Below are 20,695 nucleotides of genomic sequence, written 5' to 3' on the forward strand. Positions count from 1 at the left end.
CGCGGGATCTGGGCGCATGTGGGGGTGAGCGCAGCGAGGCAATAACAGGGAAGCCATGACATTGCGTGCACATCACGGCTACTCTGTGACAAGGACCGACTGTGAGGCGGAGGTCTTTTTCATGAGTATCCGGCATCGGCTGGCGCGGCGTCGCCTACGCCGGCGTCAGGACGTGGGCTGGAGCCCGGCCAGGTGGGCGTTGTGGTCGCAGCCCCGGAGCGTGCTCGGTTACGTTCTCGCGGTCGAACTCATCACCGTCGTGGTCGTCGCGTCGACGTTCGACCTCGTCCCGGTCACTGGCGGTGACTGGATCCGGCTGCTCGTGCTCGCCGGCGGATCGGCGATCCATCTCGAGGCCGCGCGCGACATCGAGCGGCTGCGCAAGGTCGGCGCCGAAGGCATCCCGTACGTGAACCTCAAGGGGATGTGGACCTTCGCCGGCGTCCTCATCCTGCCGCCGCCGCTCGCCGCGGCGCTGATTTTCAGCACCTATCTGCATTCCTGGCTGCGGGTACGACGGGTTCCGCCGTACCGCTCCGTCTTCACCGCGACGACACTCGTGCTGGCCGGTGCGGCAGGGGCTGTCGTCCTGGCCACGATCCGTCCCGGTGTCTACCCGGGCTACCCGTCCGGCCCGCTCGGACTTGTCGCCGTCGTCGCGGCCGGCCTGGCGTACTGGTTCGTGAACTACGCCCTGGTCGCGGGCGCGATCATGATGGCCAACCCCGACTCCCCGGGCCGCAACGCACTCGGGCGGCTCTCGGACCAGCTGATCGTGGCCGGCTCGCTCGGTCTGGGAGTCGCGACCGCGGCGTTGCTGCTCAGCCAGCCGTGGGCCGTCGCAGTCCTGCTCCTCACCATCCTCGGCCTGCACCGTGCGCTGCTGGTCGAGCAGTTCCAGACCGCGTCCCGTACCGATCCGAAGACCGGCCTGGCCAACGCCGCCTTCTGGCACGAGATCGCCCGCCGCGAGTTCGCCGGCGCCGAACGCACGAACTCCCGGCTCGGCGTGCTCTATCTCGATCTCGACCACTTCAAGGCCATCAACGACACCTACGGTCACCACGCCGGTGACGAGGCGCTGAAAGCAGTCGCGGCCGAGCTGCGTCACGAGGTCCGCGACAACGACCTGGTCGGGCGGCTCGGCGGTGAGGAGTTCGCGATCCTGCTCCCGCAGACCTCGGCGGCCGACACCGCCCTGGCCGCCGAGCGGATCCGCCGCCGCATCGCGGGTCTCGCGGTCACCGTTGCCGCGCCCAACGGCCCGGTGCTGTGTGGGCCCATCACGTGTTCGATCGGCGCCGCGACGTACCCGGAGTCCGGTACCAGCCTCGACGAGCTGCAGATGGCCGCCGATCTGGCCATGTACCAGGCCAAGGACGCCGGGCGGAATCGCGTCGTCGCCGCACCCGCCAACGGCGAGCCGCCGCCCTCCTGACCCCGGCATCGGACCGGCTGGTAGGAGATGTTTGGGTGCCTGTGCCAGGATTGCGCTTCCCGACGGAGGTGATCTGGATGGCGCAGGAGGCACTGCAGCTGCTGGTCAGCATGCACCGAATCGTCAGACATCTGCGCCGGAGCAGGACCACCACGCTCCTGCACCCGACGCAGTTCCTGGCGCTGATGCTGATCGCCGACGAGCAACCGATCCGGATCGGCGAGATCGCCGCCCGGGTCCCGTGCTCGCAACCCACCGCGACCACAACGGTCGCGGGACTGGAGGAAGCCGGCCTGGTCCGGCGCGAACCGGACCCGGTCGACGGCCGGGCGACCGCGGTCGTGCTCACCGACGCGGGCGCCGAGACGGTCGAGGCCTCCGGCCGTCAGGCCGCCGAGGAGCTCGCCAATCTCCTCAGCCGCCTCGACGACGCCGACCGGACCCTTGTTCTGCAGGCAGGAGTGGTTCTGGCGCGGGTCACCGACGATCTCTAACGCAAACCCGGTACGACGGTCACCGTGTACGGCGGCGTACCGGGTGCGATGTCCAGCTGGCTGTTCACCCACAGCAGCCGGCCGTGGTCGCGGGCGATCGTCGTCGGAGTCGCACCGGTCGCACCCGGGCCCGAGTCCGCGACCAGGGTCGCTGCGGTGAGATCGTCGTTCAAGATCGCTAGCCGGGTCACGTACTTCCCGCCGCCGGCGTTGTAGACGGTGTACAACCGGCGTCCTTCCAGCAGGTACCCGTCGCCGGACAGGATCCCGTTCGGGACGTCTAGGACCGTGACCTGCTTGGTGCGGAGGTCGACCCGGTACGTGACGTCCTGGCCCTGCTCGCCGACAAGGAGGACGCGTCCGTCGGTGACGATGCCGTTCAGGAAGTACGGCGTCGGTTTGATCTGGTCGCGGGTGATCCATGGTTCGAGCTCGCCGAGACCGGCGCGGGTGAGCGGTGCCCGCCAGATCTGGTTGTGCGCCGAATCGGTCACGTAGACGGCGTCGCCCGCGATCGTGAAGTCGTTGAGGAACGAACCGTCCGACGCTTTCCGTACGCCGAGCAGCCGGCCGCGGGCGTCGTACAGGAAGAGCTTCGACGTACCCGCGCCGGCGACGAGGACCCGTCCCCAGCGGTCGAGGTGGATGCCGGTCGCGGCGGTCCGTCCGTCGCTGCCGGCCGGGAGGAACAGGCTCAGCCGGGACGAGTGGGTGGTGCCGCGGTACACCGCGCCGGTGGCGACGCTGGTGACGTACATCGTGCCGCCGGGCGTCACCGCGATCCCCTCGAGGTTCTCGCCGGGAGTGGTTGAGACGACGTACTGCGTTGGTCGGTGGACGGCTTGTGCTGTGGCCGATGGGGTGGCGGCGGCGAGGACCAGGACGGTGAGGAGCGCTAGACGTTTCATCGGGCCAGCGTGGGAGCGTACGGCGGCGCGTCGCGACCGGATTCGGTCTGAACCGAAGAGGTCTGTCCGAGGGGCCTAGCGACCGTCACAATCGGGGGATGATCCGCGTCCACTTCACCGCGGCGGACCTCGGCCGAGTCACGTTCCCGACCGCGCCGCACCCGCTGTGGGAGGCCGCGCTCGCGGCCCGCGCGCTCGGTGACCGGTCGATCTCGCCGGTTGCACGGCGCTGGCGGCGTACCGCGGCGCCGCGGGTGCGGGGGTCGATGCGTCCGCTGTTCAAGCTGATCTCGCCGGGCGGACTGTTTCCGGACTTCCTGATTCCGGACGTGGCCGGGCCCGGTCTGGAACCGGCCGTCGAGGCGTTGATGGAGACGCCTGCCTCCGTCATCCGGGACGAGTTGGAGCCGTGGCTGCCGCCGGAGATCGACCGGTACATGCGGGGACTATTGGACGGACGCGCCGGGTCGCGGCGGGCGCTGGGCGGCGCGGTCCGGGACTTTCACCAGGAGGTGCTGGGGCCTTCCTCGGGGGAGTTGCAGCGGCGGTACGGCGCTGACCTCGGGATCCGGTCCCGCGCGGTACTGCACGGTGGCACCGATGCGCTGCTGTCGTCGCTGCATCCCGATGTCGAGTGGACGACCCCGGTGCTGACGACGTACGGGCCGGTCGACGACTGGACCGCGGACATCCACCTGAACGGCCGCGGGCTGGAGCTCTACCCGTCCCCGCTGGTCAGCAACTGCCTCGCGATGGACACCCCCGGCCGGCGTCCCGTCCTCGTCTACCCCTGCGCCGACCTGACCGACCCGACCCCCGACGACCCCGGAACCGACGCACTAGCTGACCTACTGGGCCGCACGAGAGCCGCCGTACTCCGCTCCCTCACCCACCCCGCCACCACCACGCAACTGGCCCGCCGAGTAGGCATCTCCCTCGCCTCCACCTCAGACCACACCAAAACCCTCCGAGCCGCCGCCCTGATAACCACCCACAGAACCCAAGGCACAGCCCTCCACGCCCTAACCCCCACCGCCCACAACCTATTAACCGGGGCATCCAGGGGCATCCCGGGGCAGATCGCAAAAACGGCTGCCCAAACGGATGGCAGCCGCTAAAGTGGTACTTGCTTGCGGACAGAATAGTCCCCTGAAGTGGACCCGGCAGCTCACCGGACGGTGGACGAGCCGGGTCTCGCGTTTCAGAGCTCGCGTTCCTCGCAGAACTGCGCGACCCGCTGTCGCCACAGCCCGCCGCGAGCCCAGGCCCACGCCACCGCATCAGGCATCCACAGCAGCGGGTCGAGCTTGGGGGCGATGAGCGCCCAGCTCAGGTCGTAGCACCTGCGTTGGAGGACCGCGGCATGCAGAGTGCGGCGGTCGTGGTCGTAGCTCGACTCCTCTCGCTCGATCACCAAGCGCTCCGCCGTGCCCGCGACATCGCGCACGATCGCTTGCAGGCAACGCGTGCGGCCCGCCAACGTATCCCGGTCGGCGCGGTAGAGGTCCACCACCGGATGAGACTCGGCCACCACGCCGAGAATCTGCTTACGCCGAGCATCGGTCTCGTGGTTGAAGTGCAGGCGTTCCTGGCCTGGTAGGAGGAGGGCTCGGAGCGACTTTCGGTTGACGGCTACGTCGCCGGCTGGGCAGCGGGCGGCGGCCATCAGGAGGCCCCGGGACTTGGTTTCGTCGACGAATACGTGGATTGGCATTTCCTCGCCTTGGTGGGTGGCAAGGGTTGAGCTTCACACGTGGGGTGACGGGTTGGTGGGTGTGACACCGGGGCATCTCGGGGCAGTGTGGGGCAGATCAGAAGTGTGTGAAACAAGGGGTTGTGGCCCAGGGGCCGCCGGGGGTGGCGGCCCCTGGGATGGGGTTAGTTGCGGTTGATGGTGAAGGTTGTGGTGGTGTTTTGGATGTCTTTGGTGTTGTTGGTGAGGGTTAGGTTGTTGAAGGTGACCGAGCCTACGGCGGGGCCTTGGCCGGGTTCTGGGAGTTCGTTGGCCCAGATGCCGAAGCCGGACTTGGCGTCGAGGGCGTCGCCGGATTTCTGGGCGCCGGAGATGGTCGTGTTGGTGAAGACGGTGTCCGCGACCGGGAACTGCGGCTGGCCGCCGACATAGTTGGTCTGGAACATGATGCCGCTGTACGTCGGATCGACGATGTCCAGATCGCTGACGCGGATGCCCTGGAAGATCTTCGACGCCGAGAAGACCCACACCGCGGGGAACGCCTGGTTGCCCCAGAAATGCCCGCCGGAACGTACGACGGAAACGTTCTGGAACTGTGTCGGCGGCGTCGCCCCGAACCCGTTCATCGGGATCCCGAAGTCCAGCGAACTGATCGTGATCCCGGGGTAGGTGAGCATGTCCGCGGCGTACAGGTTCCGGAAGATGTTGTTCGTTCCGCCGTACACCGCGAACCCGGCGGCCCGCCAGGTCAGCGTTGCGGACAGGTTCTCGAACACGTTGTCCCGGACCTCGCCGCCGCCGTTGTCGGTGGCGTTGAACAGCGCGAAGCTGTCGTCACCCGTCGACCGCGCGTCGTTGTTGCTGACGGTGTTGCCGGCCGACCCGTTGGTCATGTTGATGCCGTCGGCAAACGTGTCCCGGATCCGCGAGTTCTTGATCGTCGAGCTGTCGGTGTTCGAACCCCAGTACAGGCAGACCATGTGCTCGACCCAGATGTTGTCGATGGTCATGTTCGCCGTACCGGAGAAGTCGAACACCTTCCCGGGACCGTCGATCCGCGACGTGTAGTTGCCGAAGTACGCGAACCCGCTGAACGTCGACCCGTTCGCGGACGCCTCGGACCGGAACCCGACGTCGGTGTTGTCCTGCGTGGTCGGCGCGTGGAACCGGGTGAACCACGGACCGGCCCCGACGACCTTGACCGCCTTGCCGTACACCTGGAACTTCGACGACGTGTCGTAGTCACCGGCCGGCAGGTACACGCCCTGCAGGTTGCTGTCCTGCCGTACCTGGTCGAGCGCGTTCTGCACGTCCTGGTGGCTGAAGCCGGCCGGCGTGACGAATCCCGCGCCGGGGTTCGGGACCGGTGTCGCGGCCTCGGTGTCGAGGAAGTCGATCGTGTACGTCAGGCTGTTCGCCGGATCCTTCTGCAGCCGGATCTTCGTCCCGGCCGGGTAGGTCTGGCCGAGCATCAGGTTGGCCTCGTCGTAGATGTGCCGCGCCGGACCCGACCCCGGTGAGTTGTTCGGCGAGGCCTCCGCGCCGTACAGCCAGGCGTACTTCGAGGTCAGTGGCAACGTCTTCGCGAAGCTGCCGTTCACGTACACGCTGATCGACGACGTCTGCCCGCCGCCGCCCGACGAGTCCGGCATCGAGAACCGGGTGACGAGCGTATTCGTGCTGGCGCGGGTGGTGAACTCGACGTACGCGCCGTTCGCGCCGAGGGTGACCGCGCGCCGCCCGGAGGCCTCGCCGGCCAGGTCGCCGATGGTGCGGTTGGGCCCGATCACGGACGCGCCGCCGCCGACCGCGGCGTCTTCCGCCTCGAGGTGGTCGTAGGGCATGTTCGCGCCGCGTCCGACGAAGAACGGCCGCTCACTGGTGTTGTTCGACCGCTTCACCGGCAGCTCGTTGGCGTCCTCGGCCAGCACCACACGCACGGTGTAGCGCCCGTTCGCGGCCGTCCAGTTGCCGAGAGCAACAGCTGGCGTGGTCACGCCGGCGGCGATCGAGCCGTTGTACGAACCGGTCAGCGTCGTCACCACGGACGACCCGTTCAGCACCGTCAGCGTGATCCCGTGCGCACCAGACGCAGAGGCGACACTGCCTTGGTTCTTCAGCGACACGGAAAACGCGACGGAATTTCCGGCCGACGGATTTCCGGGCGTCCAGTTGACCGCGGCGGCGACCAGGTCCGAGCTCGCCACCGGCGTCACCACGAGCGGGCCGGAAGCGGCCGCCGTGTTGTTCCCGTCGTTCTGCTCGATCACCGAGCCGCCCTCGTCGACCTTGGCGCTCAAGGCGTACGAGCCCGCGTCGCGTGTCCCGATCGTGGCGCTGACCGTCGTCGACGCCCCGGCCGCGAGCGCGCCGACCGCCGCCGTACCGACCTTGGCCGTGCCGAGGTAGAAGTTCACGTCGGTCGCCGCGGACCCCGCCGTACCGCCGTTGTTCACCGTCGCGCGGACCGTGATCGCGTCCGTCTCGACCGGTGACGTGGGCGTCCACGTGACGTTCGAGAGCGTGAGATCCGGGTTCGGCGCCGGTACGCCGAGCACCTGCAGCTCAGCGACCTGCCCGGCCGGTGCGCCGGTGTTCCCGGTGAAGTTCAGCCGTACGTCGGCCACGCGCGCGCTGACGGGGATGGTCACGCTGTTGCCGCTCGCCGGATCGAAGGAATAGGTGGCCGAACCAACGATCGTGGTGAATCCGGACGCACTCTGCTCGCGTCCGAGGATCGAGAACGTCTGCGTTCGCGGGCCCCACACCGGATCCGGGTTGAGCCGCACCACGATCGAGCTGAGGTCGGCGTTCGCGCCGAGCTGCGTGGTGAGCGTGGCCGGGTTGGCGTTGCCTTCCCAGTACGTCGTCACGTTGTCGTCGTTCGCGTTCTCCGGGACATAGGTGAACGTGGACCCGGACGCCGTGATCGGCTTGTGCAGCGCCAGGTTGCTGCCCGGACCGCCGCTACCGTTGCGGGTGACCGTGTTGCTGTTCGGCGACTGGTTGCCGGCAGCATCCTTCGCTCGGACGAAGTACGACACCGACACGTTGGCCGGCTGATTGTCCGTGTACGTGAGCCCGGTCAGGCTCGTGCGCAGCTGCCCGTTCGCGTAGACGTCGTACCCGGTGACGCCGACGTTGTCGGTCGAGGCGGCCCAGGTGAGTTTGATCTGCCCGGCGCCGGGCTCGGTGAAGGCCAGGCTGCCCGGGGCGGTAGGAGCCTGGGTGTCACCGGTCGCCGGTCCGTAGACCTCGAGTTCGGAGAGTTGTCCGGCCGGCCAGCCGGTGTTGGCGGTGATCCGGATCCGGACGTACCGCGTGGTGGCGGTGCCGTAGTCGACGGTCACCGTGTTGGTCGGCGGGCTGAACGTGCGCGCCGCGGACGCGGACAGGTCGGTGAAGTTCTGCCCGTCGGTGCTGCCCTGAACGGCGAAGGTCTGGTCGCGGGCGCCCCAGTTCGCGGTCGGCAGCTTCAGCACGACCTGGTTGGTCGCGACCGACGTACCGAGATCGACCTGGACCCACTGCGGGAACGCGTTGTTCGCGCTCTCCCAGTAGGTGCTCTGGTTGCCGTCGGTCACGTTCGGCGCGGCATAGCTCTGGGTGCTGCTACTGGCCGAGGCGGCCTTGCCGGCGGCGAGATTGGGACCGGCGAGTACGGCGGCCTGCGCGGCGGGCGCCGGGCGGGCGAGTGGGGCCGCCGCGAGACTCGCGGCCAGCAAGGCGGTCAGCAACCGCCATTTCGGGATTCGCATGGGCCTCTCCTGGTGGGCGGGACAGGAAGAACCGCCGCCTGAGAGTCCAAAAGTTTCGTAGGCTTGCTCAATTCTTGCGCGGCGATTGGCTCATTGTTACGGCACCGTCAACCGTGCGTCAACGGTTCGTGACAGCGAAGGGCCGGCTCGCAATGAATGCGAGCCGGCCCTTGGGTGTACTGCGTCAGTGCTTGGCGGCACCCTCCGCGCCGGCGCCGGTGAGGGCGCGGACCGAGAGTTCGCTGTAGCGGGTCTCGCTCGACTTGTCCCGGCCGAGGTACGTCCCGAGCACGCCGAACAGGAAGCCCAGCGGGATCGACACGATGCCCGGGTTCGACAGCGGGAACCAGTGGAAGTCCGCGCCGGTGATCATCGACTTGTCGCCGTTGCCGGACACCACCGGCGAGAAGACCACCAGCACGACGGCCGAGATGAGGCCGCCGTAGATGCTCCAGACCGCGCCCGAGGTGTTGAACCGCTTCCAGAACAGGTTGAACAGCAGCGCCGGCAGGTTCGCCGAGGCCGCGACCGCGAACGCCAGCGCGACCAGGAACGCGATGTTCAGCTTCTGTGCCGGGATCGCCAGCCCGATCGCCACCGCGCCGATCCCGATCGCGGCGAACCGCGCGACCCGCAGCTCCTGCTTTTCGGTCGGCTTCGTCTTCGAGATGACGTTCGCGTACAGGTCGTGCGCGAACGACGATGCCGAGGTCAACGTCAGCCCGGCCACCACCGCGAGGATGGTGGCGAAGGCGACCGCCGCGATCAGCGCGAGCAGGATCGCACCGCCGGTCGAGCCGGCCCCGCCTCCGACGGCTTCAGCCAGTAGTGGTGAAGCCACGTTGCCCTTCGACGTCTCGACCGCGGAGCCCTTGGCGGTGTCCAGCAGCGCCGCGGCGCCGAACCCGAGGGCCAGCGTCATCAGGTAGAACACGCCGATCAGGCCGATCGCCCACTGCACCGAGCGCCGCGCGGACCGCGAGTCCGGCACCGTGTAGAAGCGGATCAGGATGTGCGGCAACCCCGCCGTACCGAGGACCAGCGCGAGGCCGAGGGACAGGAAGTCGATCTGGCCGGTGAGGTCCTTGCCGTACAGCAGGCCCGGCTGCAGGAACTCCTCGCCCTTTCCGGACTTGGCGGCGGCCGAGCCGAGCAGCTCGGAGAGGTTGAAGTTGAACTTCAGCAGCACCAGGAACGTGATCACCACGGTGCCCGCCATCAGCAGGACGGCCTTGACGATCTGCACCCAGGTGGTGCCCTTCATGCCGCCGATCGTCACGTAGACGATCATCAGCGCGCCGACGAGCACGATCACGGCGGCCTTCAGGCCCTCGCTCTTCACACCCAGCAGCAGTCCGACCAGCGAACCGGCGCCGACCATCTGGGCCAGCAGGTAGAAGATCGAGACCACGATCGTCGAGGTCGCGGCCGCCGTACGAACCGGTCGCTGCTTCATCCGGAACGCGAGCTGGTCGGCCATCGTGAAGCGGCCCGAGTTCCGCAGCAGCTCGGCGACCAGCAGCAGTGCGACCAGCCAGGCCACCAGGAAGCCGATCGAGTAGAGGAAACCGTCGTACCCGTAGAGGGCGATCTGGCCGGAAATGCCCAGGAACGATGCCGCGGACATGTAGTCGCCGGCCACCGCCAGGCCGTTCTGCGCGCCGCTGAACGAGCGGCCGCCGGCGTAGTAGTCGGCCGCGGTCTTGTTCTGCCGGGACGCCCACCAGGTGATGTACAGCGTCACGGCGACGACGGCGGTGAACAGCGAGATCGTCAGTGTCCGGTTGCCGGGCTCGGTGGCCAGCGGGACGAGAAGGACGTTCACCGGCGGCGCTCCCTCTTGTACTTGGCGTTCAGGCCGTGGGCCAGCGGATCGAGCTTGCGGTTGGCGAACCGGCCGTACAGCGCCGCGATCACGAACGTCGACACGAACTGCAACAGGCCGAAGACCAGCGCGACGTTGATGTGGCTGCCGCCGATCCGGTGGTCCATGAACCCGCGGGCCCAGTTGTTGCAGGCGACATACGCGAGGTACCACGCCATGAAGGCGATCGTCCACGGTACGACGAAGTTCTTGTACCGCCGCTTCAGTTCCTTGAAGTCGGCCGCGTCGTGCACCGCCTCATAGGCGCGGGCGTCCCGCTCGCGCACCACTTCCTCGTCCATGAGTTCCCCTTCACTGGACACGAACAGGTGCACGTTAGCCGCAAGTCGCCTGTTTGTGACCTTCCGCAACCAAAATGTTTCTACAGATGCGGGGCGACCGGGCCGTCGACCGTACGGCGGTAGTTCGCGAACTCGCTGGGGTGGGCCCGGAAGCAGTCGGTGAAGTACGGCATCCGCAGCGCCTCGGGCGGCCGTGCGGTGTGCTCGTAGATCAGGTCGATCTGATCCAGGACCTGATCACGCCGGGTGTCCTTCAGTACGGCGACCCGCGAGTGCGACTGGGCCAGCTGCCGCAACCCGTCGCGGTTCAGGTCGTGCCAGTGCCGGAACCGGCCGCTCTCCAGCAGCGTGAACAGGTTCGACTGTTCGATGATCGGCACCGGGTCGAACCGGTCGGTCCCTCCGAAGCCGTCACCTTGCAGCACCTGGAAGATCCGGCGGACCCACGGGACCACGGTGTCGGCGTTGTTCCAGAGCAGGCCGAGGACGCCATTCGGGCGCAGTACCCGGGCGATCTCCGGCAGCGCGCGGGCGTGGTCGAACCAGTGGAAGGCCTGCCCGACGATCACCGCGTCCACCGAGGCGTGCGCGAGCGGGATCGACTCCGCGGCCCCGACCATCGTGTCGATCCCCGGTCGCCGGCGGCAGACCTCGAGCATCTCCTGCGACGGGTCGACGGCGATCACGTCGTGCCCGAGGCTCGCGGCGACCGCGGCGAGCTTGCCGGTGCCGGCGCCCAGGTCGAGCACCTGCAGACCACGGCCCGGGCCCAGGATCCAGGTCAGCGCCTCGACCGGGAACGTCGGCCGGCCCACGTCGTACGCCGCCGCGACGGCGCCGAACGACTTGGCCCGCGCGGCGTGCGCGCCGTTGTCCGGGGCAGCGGCGGAGTCCCCGGCCGGATCATTGGTGGTCATCACGGTAAATCATGCCGTAGCGCACGGCATGAAACCTGTTACTCGCCGAGTTTCTTCTGTTCGATGTGCGCGTTCAGCGCGGACAGCTCCGGGTGCTCGTCCAGAATCGCGACCAGTTCGGCACAGCCGAGCGTGCTCGCGCCGAAGTCCTCGATGAGGGCGTCGAGCAACTTCCAGTCGTCCGCGGTGTCCAGGGTCAGCCGGTACTGTGCTCCGCCTCCGGACCACGGCAGGTTCAGCAGCCGCATCGCGCCGGACCGGTTCTGGTGCAGGTACGGAGTGACGTGCTCGCGGTCCGCGGTGAGGGTGGCGTTCGCCTCCGCGTCGTACAACCGGGCGGTGGAGAAGATCTCGAAGTCCATGCCGCGCGGGTAGGTGCGCTCGAGGCAGTTCGAGATGTAGAGGTCGGGGTCGTTCTCGGCGCGCCACCGATCGACGCCCGCGGCAACGATCTCCGGATCGATCAGCGGGCAGTCCGAGGTGACCCGGACGATGGCGTCCAGGTCGTGCTCGCGGGCGGCGCCGGCGAACCGGCTGAGGACGTCGTCCTCGCTGCCGCGGAACACCGGGAACCCGTCTTCCTCGCAGAGCTTCTCGACCAGGTTGTCGTTGAAGTTCGTGGTGGTCGCGACGATCACCGGCAGGCCGGTCCGGCTCAGCCGGTCGAGGTGGTGCTCGAGGTACGAGCGGCCGCCGACGGTCAGCAGCACCTTGGCCGGCAGTCGGGTGCTGGTCACGCGGACCTGCGTGACGATGCCGATCTTCAGTGCTGGTGTCACGGGTTCCATCGGAACATCTCCCGGATTTCTGCGGGTCCGGCGACGTGGTCGACGCCCAGTTCGGTGTCGGTGAACTCACGGGCGACCGCCGGCGGGACGTACGGCTGGTCCATCTCCGGCCACAGCCGCTTGATCCGCGCCTGTCCGCCGAACGACGGGTGCTCGTTCTCCAGCACCATGGGATCACCGTAGACCCCTGCCCCGAGTCCGAGCGAGGCGCCGTACAGAACGGCGGAGCTGAGCCGGTTGGAGGCGACCCGCTCGTGCTTGCGGAGCTCGCGCAGCTGCTTGACCAGGAACTTGGCGTCGGTCTTGCGCCAGTGCAGGCCGCGGTAGCCGTGCGTGATGACCCGGAATCCGGCGTTTTCGTAGACGTTCCGGATGGCCGGCTTGTCGAACTCGTTCCAGTACAGGCAGACGGTCACCGGGCCGGTCTCGTGCTCGTTGATCGAGGCAACGATCCGGGCGTGGTCGCCGAGGACGTGCTGGCCTTCCCAGCCGTGGAACGGGTAGAAAATGGTGCCTTTGGCCCGTTTCTCTCGCGTGGCCAGCTCCGGATGGGTCTTCAGCAGGTACAGCCAGACCGAGCCGATCACCGAGTAGTTGCGCAGGCCGAGGGCGTGGCCGCGGCGGCGGACGCTGTCCGACCAGACGAACTTCGGCATCCCGGGCGCGAAGTTCGTGCCGTGCGCGAAACCGTCGAGGATGTTCCAGCCGTGCTGCAGGTAGCCCCAGATCCGCGGCGGTTTCGGGAGTCCGGCGTACGTCGCCATGATGTTGGCGTGCCCGTAGAAGTGGTTGGCGTGGTGCATCAGCGGCGGACCTTCCGCAGCACCCGCTTCAGGCGGCGGCGGATCACGCGGGCCGGGTTGAGTACGGCGTGGCCGACGCGATAGGGGAGTGAGCGTCGGATGCCGCTGACGGTGCCTTCGAACAGGATCGCGCGGGCGCTCGCATGGGCGAGTTCGTCGGCGAGCCGGGCGACGGTGGTCAACTGCTCGGCGCTGCCGCGCGGGCGGACGACCTCGTCCGGCGCGAACTCCTGCTCCGGCACGGTGATCCCGGCCATCGCCGCGAGCCGCGCGGTCAACGCGTGCGGGTCGCCCGCCGCAGGCCACGGCTGCCGCGAGCCACTTTCCAGGGCCCGCCGAGCAAACCGCGCCAGATGCTCCACCACATCCAGCTCTTGCGACTCCCCGAACAGCCGGTACGACGTCCCGTCCACGATCACGTTGTCGGGCGAGCCGGCACCGCCCGTCCCCAGCCACGCCACGTACGCCGGGACCACCCGCCGGAGCTCTGCCTGATCATCACAGCGCAGGGCCGCCAGGAGGTGCTCCTCCAACAGAACGCCTGCGCCCTCGGGCACCACACCTGCAGGCAGTACAGCAGGTGCGTCGGCGCCGATCACGAAGTACCAGGCCGGCGCCAGCTCGAAGGCCAACCCGGCCGCGGCCGCATCCAGCACGACCCGGTACGGGTCCATCAACACCGGACCTTCGTTGCGCGCAGCAACAGCCCGCGCCGCGACAACAGCCGCGAACCCGTCAACCGAGGTAACCGCAACATCAGCCTGCACAAGCGACGGGAAGACGGCAAAGGTCTGAAGGTCGGAGGTGTTCAGAGCAGAGCGGAGGGGTTTGAGACCTGCCGGCGCTCTGTCCTCGACTGCGCGGCCCCAGTCCTCGTCGCGTGGGAGGGCTGCGGTGATGTCCGGCTGGATCAGTCGCTCGAAACCGAAGGAGTTGGTGGCGCCGAGGAACAGCCGTCCGCCCGGCCGGAGCCGCACGCGTAGCCGGTCCAGCGCCTCCGCCCACGGGAAGTTCGCCGTGTCAGGCCCGACCAGCCGTTCCAGTCCGTCCAGCGCCACGATCACGTCGTACGTCTCGCTCCCGTCCTGCGCCGCGAATCGGTCGAGGGAGCCGCAGTGGACCTGGCCCTTCGTCTCGGTCAGGAGTTCGGCGAGTTCCTCGGCGTCGGGCGCCGAGCGGAGCAGGAGGTCGACCGACGTGACCTGCGCGGCGGCAGCCGTGATCAGATCGGCGGCGTGCGGGCCGGCGATCAGGACGGCGTCGTCGGGCTGGAGGGCGGCGGCCAGGAGTGCCGTGGCTGCGGGTCCGGCGGCCGCGGGACGGGCGTCGCCCGGGTGCAGGTCCGACCAGTTGAGCATCTCGCCGCCGATCAGGTTCGACCGGGTCACATCCGACACGTTAACCAACCAAGTTCAAGAGGGTCTCGATCACCCGGTCGACCTCACTGTCGGTGAGGTCCGGGTAGAGGGGGAGGGAGAGTTCTTCGGCGTAGAAACGCTCGGCGTTCGGGCAGAGGCCGCGCTGGTAGCCCTGGTGGGCGAAGACCGGGTGCCAGTACACCGGGATGTAGTTCACCTGGACGCCGATCCCCGCGGCGCGCATCGCCTCGAAGACCTCGCGCCGGCGGCCGTCGAGGACGCGGATCGGGTACAGGTGCCACATCGGGTCGACCCCGGCGCGCTGCACCGGCGTACGGAGTCCGTCGGTTCCGGCGAACGCCGCGTTGTAGCGGGCGGTGATCTCGGTCCGGCGGCGCTTGAACTCCGCGAGCCGACGCAGCTGGGACAGCCCGAGTGCGGCGCCCAGGTCGGTCAGGCGGTAGTTCACGCCGTACTCGTGAACCTCCTGGTGCCACGGTCCTTCGTCCGTGAGCTCGAAGCGCGAAGGATCCCGGACCAGGCCGATGAAGTGGAACTCGTGGGCCCGCTGCCCCACAGCCGGGTCCTTGCAGACGACCGCGCCGCCCTCGCCGGTCGTGAGGTTCTTCGTCGGGAAGAAGGACATGGTGGTGACGTCGGCCAGGTCGCCTACCGGACGGCCGCCGGCCGATCCGCCGACGGAGTGGGCCGCGTCGGCCACCGTGTGAGCGCCTACCTGATCCGCCAGCGTTTGAAGTGCCGGGTAGTCGGCGGCTTGGCCCGCGTAGTCGACTGCGCTGACGACCTTGGTCCGTTCGGAGAGGCAGGAGGCCGCGGCGGCCGGATCGATCAGGCCGGTGTCGTAGTCGATGTCGGCGAAGATCACGCGAGCGCCGAGCATCGCGGCGCAGGAGGCGGTGGCGACGAAGGTCATGGGGGTGGTGACGACCTCGTCGCCCGGGCCGACCCCGAGAGCGGCGTACGCGATGTGCAGTGCCGCGGTGCCCGACGTACAGCTCACTGCCCGGTGTCCGCCGGCGAGCTCGGAGATGGCGTCCTCGAAGGCAGTGACCGCGGGTCCGGTGGTCAGCCAGTCGCCCCGCAGTACGGCGGTGACCGCCTCGATGTCCTCCTCCGAGATCGACTGGCGCCCGTACGGCAGCACGTCAGCAATCGCTCTCGAGGATCTTGCGGATCTCCTCGATCGAGTACCACTGGTCGTTGGTGTCCGACGCGTAGTGGAAGCCGTCCGACACCGCCGCACCGCCGGTCGGCGGCTGGTAGCCCCAGGTGGCGAGGTCGGGCTGCAGGACGAAGCGGTCGCCGAGGGACAGCGCGCGGCGGCCTTCCTCCGGGCTGATCATCTCCTCGTGCAGCTTCTCGCCCGGGCGCAGGCCGACGTCGTGCATGGTCGCGCCGGGCGCGATCGCCTCGGCCAGGTCGGTCACCTTCATCGACGGGATCCGCGGCACGTACAGCTCGCCGCCGGTCATCAGGTCGAACGAGTCGACCACGAACTCGACCGCCTGCGGCAGCGTGATCAGGAACCGGGTGCAGCGCAGGTCGGTGATCGGCAGCGACTCGCCGGCCGCGTGCAGCGCGCGGAACTTCGGGATGATCGAGCCCCGGCTGCCCATCACGTTGCCGTACCGGACGACGCTGAAACGGGTGTCGTACGCCGCCGCGTAGTGGTTGCCGTTGATGAACAGCTTGTCCGCGGTCAGCTTGGTCGCGCCGTACAGGTTGATCGGGCTGGACGCCTTGTCCGTGGACAGCGCCACGACCCGCTTCACGCCGGAGTCGATGGCCGCCTCGATGACGTTCTGCGACCCGATCACGTTGGTCTGGACGAACTCCCACGGGTTGTACTCGCCGCTGTCCACCTGCTTCAGCGCGGCCGCGTGGACGACGTAGTCGACCCGGTGCATGGCCCGCAGCAGCCGGGCCCGGTCGCGGACGTCGCCGAGGAAGAACCGCAGCCGCGGGTCGTCGCCGAACGACTGGCGGACCTCCCACTGTTTCAGCTCGTCGCGGCTGAAGACGATGATCCGTCGCGGGTTCAGGTGGTTCAGCGCGTGCCGCACGAACGACCGGCCGAACGACCCGGTACCGCCGGTGACCAGGATGTCGGAGCCGGTAAGGATTGACACGCGAGCGGGACCCTTCTGACGGACAGTTCCGAACCGCACACACGCGGTACGGACCTCGAAACAATAGCTGCCCGTTGAAGGACCCCTTCAATCCACCGTCTCAGCGGAACGTGATCAAACGTACGCTGGGCCCCGTGAAACGCGTCGGGGTGCGATGTGATGTGGGGCCGTCCCGGGGCGTCGGTCATGTGATGCGCTGTCTGGCGCTGGCCGAGGAGGTACGTCGCCGCGACGTCGAGCTCGTTTTCGTGTGTGACGCGCACACCGTGCCGTGGGCCGCGGAGCAGATCGCGGCCCGTGGGATCGCCGTACATCCCGCGGTCTGGGGGCCGGCCGAGCACGTCGAGCTGGTCGCCCGGTTGGACGCTCTGGTCTTCGACTCGTACGACTTGGACGCGGCGGTCTACACAGCCGTCCGCGCGACCGGTGTGCCGACGCTGGCGATCGTCGACGGTGATCTCCGCGGCGCCGAGGCGGACGTGCTGGTGGACCAGAACCTCGCCGCCGAGCTAGACCACCCGCCGCTGCCGCGGGACTCGATCCGGCTCGCCGGCCTGCCGTACGTGATGATCCGCGACGAGATCCTCGACCATCGTCCCGCCGCGCCACCCAGCGATAGGCGCAGCGCCGTACCGCAGGTGTTCGCGTTCTTCGGCGGCACGGATGCCTTCGGGGCCGGTCCGTACGTCGCTCGTGCGCTGGCCGCGACCGGTCTGCCGTTCGAGGCCACCGTGGTCGCGCCCGGGGCGGATCTCGCCGCGAAGCTCGCTGCTGTCGGGCTGCAATCGCACCAGCACCTCGACGTCATCGGACCCACGACCGAGCTCGCGGCCCGCGTGCGCGAGGCGGATCTGACGATCAGTGCATCCGGTACGTCGACCTGGGAACTGCTGTGTCTCGGGGCGACCGCGGGACTGGTGTGCGTGGTCGACAACCAGGAGATGGGGTACGAGCGCGCCATCGACACCGGCGCGGCGGCGGGACTCGGCCTGTTGAGCGTGCTGCAGCAAGACAACTCCGAAGCGGTCCCGATGCTCAAACGTCTGCTCACCGACACGGCCGAACGCGGGCGACTGGCGAGAGCCGGCTGGGAGCTGGTCGACGGCCGAGGCCGAGAACGAGTAGCCGACGCCCTCCTGCAGCTCATCTGAGTTCGTAGATCGTGGCGTCCAGCGTCGCGTGCTTCAGGCGGACGTAGTTGCGGAGCGCTGGTGACACCTCGCCGGCGCGATGGTCGGCGTACAGCCAGCGCACTCCGGCCTCTCGCAGGCGTTCGATCGCCGCCGGCGTGGGCGCCTTGAACGCGATGTCGTTCGCGGCGAGCTCCTCGCTGTTCCAGTACGGGATGAGGCTCGGGTTGCTGTCGCTGGCGAGAGCGATCCGGTTCGCCTGGTTGGAGTACGACCAGCCCTCGATCAGCACCGGCCGCTCGGACAGGGCGGCGAGCCAGAAGTGCCGGCTGTCGCACAGACCGTCGCGCTGGATGATGCAATGCGCGTTCGTCGCGATCAGGTCCCCGGGATTGCTGTTCCGCCGCAGCCACTGCGCCGCTCCGGCCTCGGCCGCTGTCGCGCCACCGCGGAACGGCCGCGCGAAGACCAAGCTCGACGCCTTGTCCGACACGAACCCCTGCAACGGCACCAGAGTCGCGCCGATCATGCACGCCGCCACCGCGCCCCCGAGCAAGGCGACGAGGAAGTTGCCCGGTCGCCGCGCCACCTTCCAAACAACCGCCACCAGCACCCCGACGGCCCCTGCCGCAGCCAGCGTCCACAACCACGGACCCCTGATGCCCGGCATCGAGGCGGACTGCGAGCGAGCAATCGCGAACGCGACCAGACCCAGCACCCCGGCCACGCCGACGAGGACCACAGCCCGTCGATCCCCGAGCCGCCCGACCAGATTCGCCAGCCCGACAGCCGCGAGTACGGCGATGACCGGGAAGGCCGTCCGCAGGAAGTACAGCTGACTGACGCCCGACTGCGTCGTGAGCACCGTGCCCAGCAAACCCGCGACCGCGACCCCGGCGAGGAACACCGCGCCGGTGTCCCGCCACCTCCGGCCGAGGAAGAACAGCCCCGACGCGGCCAGCGCCCAACTCAGCAGAGTCGTTGCCCCCGACAACAGTTGGGCGTGCGGGTTCGCCATCAGCATCGGGTACGGCGCCAGCTGGACGAACGTCTCGAACGGCTTGATCTCCGTCCCCCACGTGCTCCCGCCGAAGATCGCGATCAACGCCGCCACGAACACCGTCAACGACAACAGCCCACCCAGAAACGCGGGCCGGGTACTCCGCCGCGCCAACCCCAACTGCAGGAACGCGAACGCGAAGCCCGCACCCACCAACGGCAGGATCGTCGACTTCGCCCCGGCCGCGATCAGCGCGAGCAGGACCAGCAACACCCACCGGCCGCGCGGCCTGCCGTCGGCCCGCAGCAGGTCCACCGCCACCACGCAGAGCGCCAGCGCGATCAGGACGCCGAGGTTCTGCGTCGGACTCAGGTACGCCGCCACCGCGGTCGAGATCCCGCCCAGCCCGGAACCGGCCAGCGGCTGCACGGCCCCACCGAGACCGGCGACGAACACCGCCAGCGGTCCGGCCCACGTGGCACCGGACTCGGCGGTCGGCGCCAGCCGGCTGGTGAGCGCGAACACCAGCCCGCACCCTGCGAGGAACAACGGCAGCCAGCTCAGCGAATGGATCAGATCGGTCAGGTCGATCCGCGTCCCCCACTGCGTCGCGGCCGTCGCCTGGTGGAAGAACGTGTGGTACCTCATCGGCTCGCCGCCGAGCCACAACGTCGAGATCGGTACGTCGTACTTCGCGCTGGCGGCCAGCGCCTGCTGGAAGGCGAGATCGGGATACGCGCGCAGCGGATCGGTGTACGCCGGCAGGAACTGTCCCGGACCGCGCCGGTACACGATCAGCAGCACCGCCGCTGTCGACGCCGCGAGCAACCAGGCCTGCAGGGGGCGCAACGGCTGCTCGACCCGCCGCCACACCCGGGCCCGCGCGTCGCCGTCCACGAAGGCGATCACCAGAACCACGGGCGCCCACACCCACGACCACGCCTGCAGCCCGATCGACGCACTGGCGAGGTAGACCAGAACCTGCCCTGCCGTGCCGACCGCGAACCCGGCCGCGAGGTCCTCGACCAGGTTGCGCCCGTACCCGCCGATCAGCCGCCACAGCGCGAACCCGGGAAGCAGCACCGCGACCACCGTGAACAGCGCGAACCGGGCCAGTTCGAAGACCGTCGAATGCAGCGCGAGCAGCACGATCGCCAGCACCGCGACCGCGAGCCCGGCCAGCAGACCGGAAAGGGAAGGCCCCGCGGTCCGCGGCCCCCGCCGCCTCGCTTTCGCGCGCATGCCGTAACACTAATGTGAAATCAGTCGCGCTACGAATGCAACGTGTCGCTGCCAGTGAAGCGCGATCTACCTTGATGCTTTAAGCTCGGCGGCCTATGAGTTGGTACGACGCCCTCGAAGCCGGTGAGCTGACCATTCGGCCGTCTGTGGACGCGGCGAAGCGGTTCGGGGTGTCGATCGACCGCATGTCGGTGTCCGCCTCGGCCGGTACGCCGCTCGCGGAGGTACTGGCCGCCGTCGAGAAGTCGACCGCGGACGTGATCGTGCTGCGCTACCCGGCGCGGGAGACCACCTGGTTCGCCGCGCTGGCCGACGGGCCGCGCCGGGCGCTGCTCGCCGACGCCGTCACCGCCTGGGCGCTGCCGGTCGGCAAGGGCCGGCGCCCCGCGCCGCTGGCCGGCTTCACCGCGCAGCTCGAGCCCGAGGTCGACGACGATCTGGTGGACGACCTGGTCGCGGACGTCTTCGGCGACTCCGGCAACCACTACTGCTCCAACCCGATCTTCGACCGGGCGCTGGCGCTGGCCGGGCGCCAGGAATGGGCCCGGCGGCGGATCGGTGCCGCGGGCGCCGTCGTACTGCGGGGTCCGGACCGGCGGGTGCTGGCGCTGGCGGCCGTCGACGAGCAGCGGTCGTGGACCGAGATCCAGCTGGCCGGTGTCGTCCCCGCCGAGCAGGGCCGCGGCCGGTACGGCCACCTGCTGGCCGCGATCGAGGACGTCTGTACGACGCGACGCCTGGTCGTCACCGCCCAGGCCCACCAGATCGGCATCCAGCGGGTCTGGTCCCGCTACGGGTTCGAACCCGTGCATAACCTCCTGACACTCCACCTCGTTGCGGCTACGTAGAG

The 20,695-nt window shown here is 68.9% G+C and carries 17 protein-coding genes; 5 read left to right on the forward strand and 12 right to left on the reverse strand.

The window, feature by feature from the left end:
• Positions 1-121 precede the first annotated feature (121 nt).
• Together E0H92_RS35145 and E0H92_RS35150 are read left to right on the forward strand one after the other, a co-directional pair.
• On the forward strand, positions 122-1,438 hold the full coding sequence (locus E0H92_RS35145; RefSeq protein ID WP_165550163.1) for a GGDEF domain-containing protein: 1,317 nt from the start codon (positions 122-124) through the stop codon (positions 1,436-1,438).
• Between the two features lie 77 nt (positions 1,439-1,515).
• Positions 1,516-1,932, forward strand: a complete 417-nt coding sequence (locus E0H92_RS35150) for a MarR family winged helix-turn-helix transcriptional regulator (RefSeq protein ID WP_131499285.1) — start codon at positions 1,516-1,518, stop codon at positions 1,930-1,932.
• On the opposite strand, the gene E0H92_RS35155 is transcribed toward E0H92_RS35150, so the two are convergent.
• Positions 1,929-2,840, reverse strand: coding sequence for an SMP-30/gluconolactonase/LRE family protein (locus tag E0H92_RS35155; RefSeq protein WP_131499286.1), 912 nt, complete (start codon positions 2,838-2,840; stop codon positions 1,929-1,931). The genes E0H92_RS35150 and E0H92_RS35155 overlap by 4 nt on opposite strands.
• A gap of 98 nt (positions 2,841-2,938) precedes the next feature.
• Here E0H92_RS35155 and E0H92_RS35160 point away from each other — a divergent pair, with 98 nt between their 5' ends.
• Positions 2,939-3,958 (forward strand): ArsR/SmtB family transcription factor, encoded by a 1,020-nt coding sequence (locus tag E0H92_RS35160; protein WP_131499287.1) that lies wholly within the window; start codon positions 2,939-2,941, stop codon positions 3,956-3,958.
• A gap of 83 nt (positions 3,959-4,041) precedes the next feature.
• Here the strand turns inward: E0H92_RS35160 and E0H92_RS35165 are convergent, their stop codons facing one another.
• From E0H92_RS35165 to pseB, 10 genes are all read right to left on the reverse strand, one after another.
• On the reverse strand, positions 4,042-4,554 hold the full coding sequence (locus E0H92_RS35165) for a hypothetical protein (RefSeq protein ID WP_131499288.1): 513 nt from the start codon (positions 4,552-4,554) through the stop codon (positions 4,042-4,044).
• 164 nt (positions 4,555-4,718) lie between these two features.
• Positions 4,719-8,291 carry a discoidin domain-containing protein gene (locus E0H92_RS35170; RefSeq protein WP_131499289.1) on the reverse strand — a complete coding sequence of 1,191 codons (3,573 nt, stop codon included), beginning with the start codon at positions 8,289-8,291 and terminating at the stop codon, positions 4,719-4,721.
• 184 nt (positions 8,292-8,475) lie between these two features.
• A complete protein-coding gene (locus E0H92_RS35175) occupies positions 8,476-10,116 on the reverse strand; it encodes a solute symporter family protein (RefSeq protein ID WP_131499290.1) in 1,641 nt (546 codons plus the stop codon).
• Positions 10,113-10,457, reverse strand: a complete 345-nt coding sequence (locus tag E0H92_RS35180) for a DUF485 domain-containing protein (RefSeq protein WP_131499291.1) — start codon at positions 10,455-10,457, stop codon at positions 10,113-10,115. Before E0H92_RS35180 ends, E0H92_RS35175 begins: the two co-directional genes overlap by 4 nt.
• Before the next feature lie 80 nt (positions 10,458-10,537).
• Positions 10,538-11,374 carry a class I SAM-dependent methyltransferase gene (locus E0H92_RS35185; protein ID WP_131466678.1) on the reverse strand — a complete coding sequence of 279 codons (837 nt, stop codon included), beginning with the start codon at positions 11,372-11,374 and terminating at the stop codon, positions 10,538-10,540.
• A gap of 38 nt (positions 11,375-11,412) precedes the next feature.
• Entirely contained in the window at positions 11,413-12,153 is a 741-nt protein-coding gene (locus E0H92_RS35190) for a cytidylyltransferase domain-containing protein (protein ID WP_238173732.1), read from the reverse strand.
• The gene (locus E0H92_RS35195) at positions 12,150-12,965 is read right to left on the reverse strand and encodes a hypothetical protein (RefSeq protein ID WP_131499292.1); all 816 of its coding nucleotides are present in this window, start codon (positions 12,963-12,965) and stop codon (positions 12,150-12,152) included. The genes E0H92_RS35190 and E0H92_RS35195 overlap by 4 nt, the downstream gene beginning before the upstream one ends.
• Positions 12,965-14,353 carry a hypothetical protein gene (locus E0H92_RS35200; RefSeq protein WP_238173733.1) on the reverse strand — a complete coding sequence of 463 codons (1,389 nt, stop codon included), beginning with the start codon at positions 14,351-14,353 and terminating at the stop codon, positions 12,965-12,967. The genes E0H92_RS35195 and E0H92_RS35200 overlap by 1 nt, the downstream gene beginning before the upstream one ends.
• A 10-nt stretch (positions 14,354-14,363) precedes the next feature.
• Entirely contained in the window at positions 14,364-15,488 is a 1,125-nt protein-coding gene (locus E0H92_RS35205) for a DegT/DnrJ/EryC1/StrS family aminotransferase (RefSeq protein ID WP_202873990.1), read from the reverse strand.
• Between the two features lies 1 nt (position 15,489).
• Positions 15,490-16,473, reverse strand: coding sequence for a UDP-N-acetylglucosamine 4,6-dehydratase (inverting) (gene pseB / locus E0H92_RS35210; protein WP_131499293.1), 984 nt, complete (start codon positions 16,471-16,473; stop codon positions 15,490-15,492).
• Positions 16,474-16,607: 134 nt separating this feature from the next.
• On the opposite strand from pseB, the gene E0H92_RS35215 reads away from it, so the two are divergent.
• Positions 16,608-17,624, forward strand: coding sequence for a PseG/SpsG family protein (locus E0H92_RS35215; protein WP_131499294.1), 1,017 nt, complete (start codon positions 16,608-16,610; stop codon positions 17,622-17,624).
• Here the strand turns inward: E0H92_RS35215 and E0H92_RS35220 are convergent.
• Complete coding sequence (locus E0H92_RS35220) at positions 17,617-19,845, reverse strand: hypothetical protein (protein WP_131499295.1); 2,229 nt, start codon at positions 19,843-19,845, stop codon at positions 17,617-17,619. The two genes, E0H92_RS35215 and E0H92_RS35220, sit on opposite strands and share 8 nt — an antisense overlap.
• A 95-nt stretch (positions 19,846-19,940) precedes the next feature.
• On the opposite strand from E0H92_RS35220, the gene E0H92_RS35225 reads away from it, so the two are divergent.
• Entirely contained in the window at positions 19,941-20,693 is a 753-nt protein-coding gene (locus E0H92_RS35225; RefSeq protein ID WP_131499296.1) for an N-acetyltransferase, read from the forward strand.
• Positions 20,694-20,695 lie beyond the last annotated feature (2 nt).

Origin of the sequence: Kribbella speibonae (assembly GCF_004331375.1) — a bacterium.
Taxonomy (GTDB): Bacteria; Actinomycetota; Actinomycetes; order Propionibacteriales; family Kribbellaceae; genus Kribbella; species Kribbella sindirgiensis.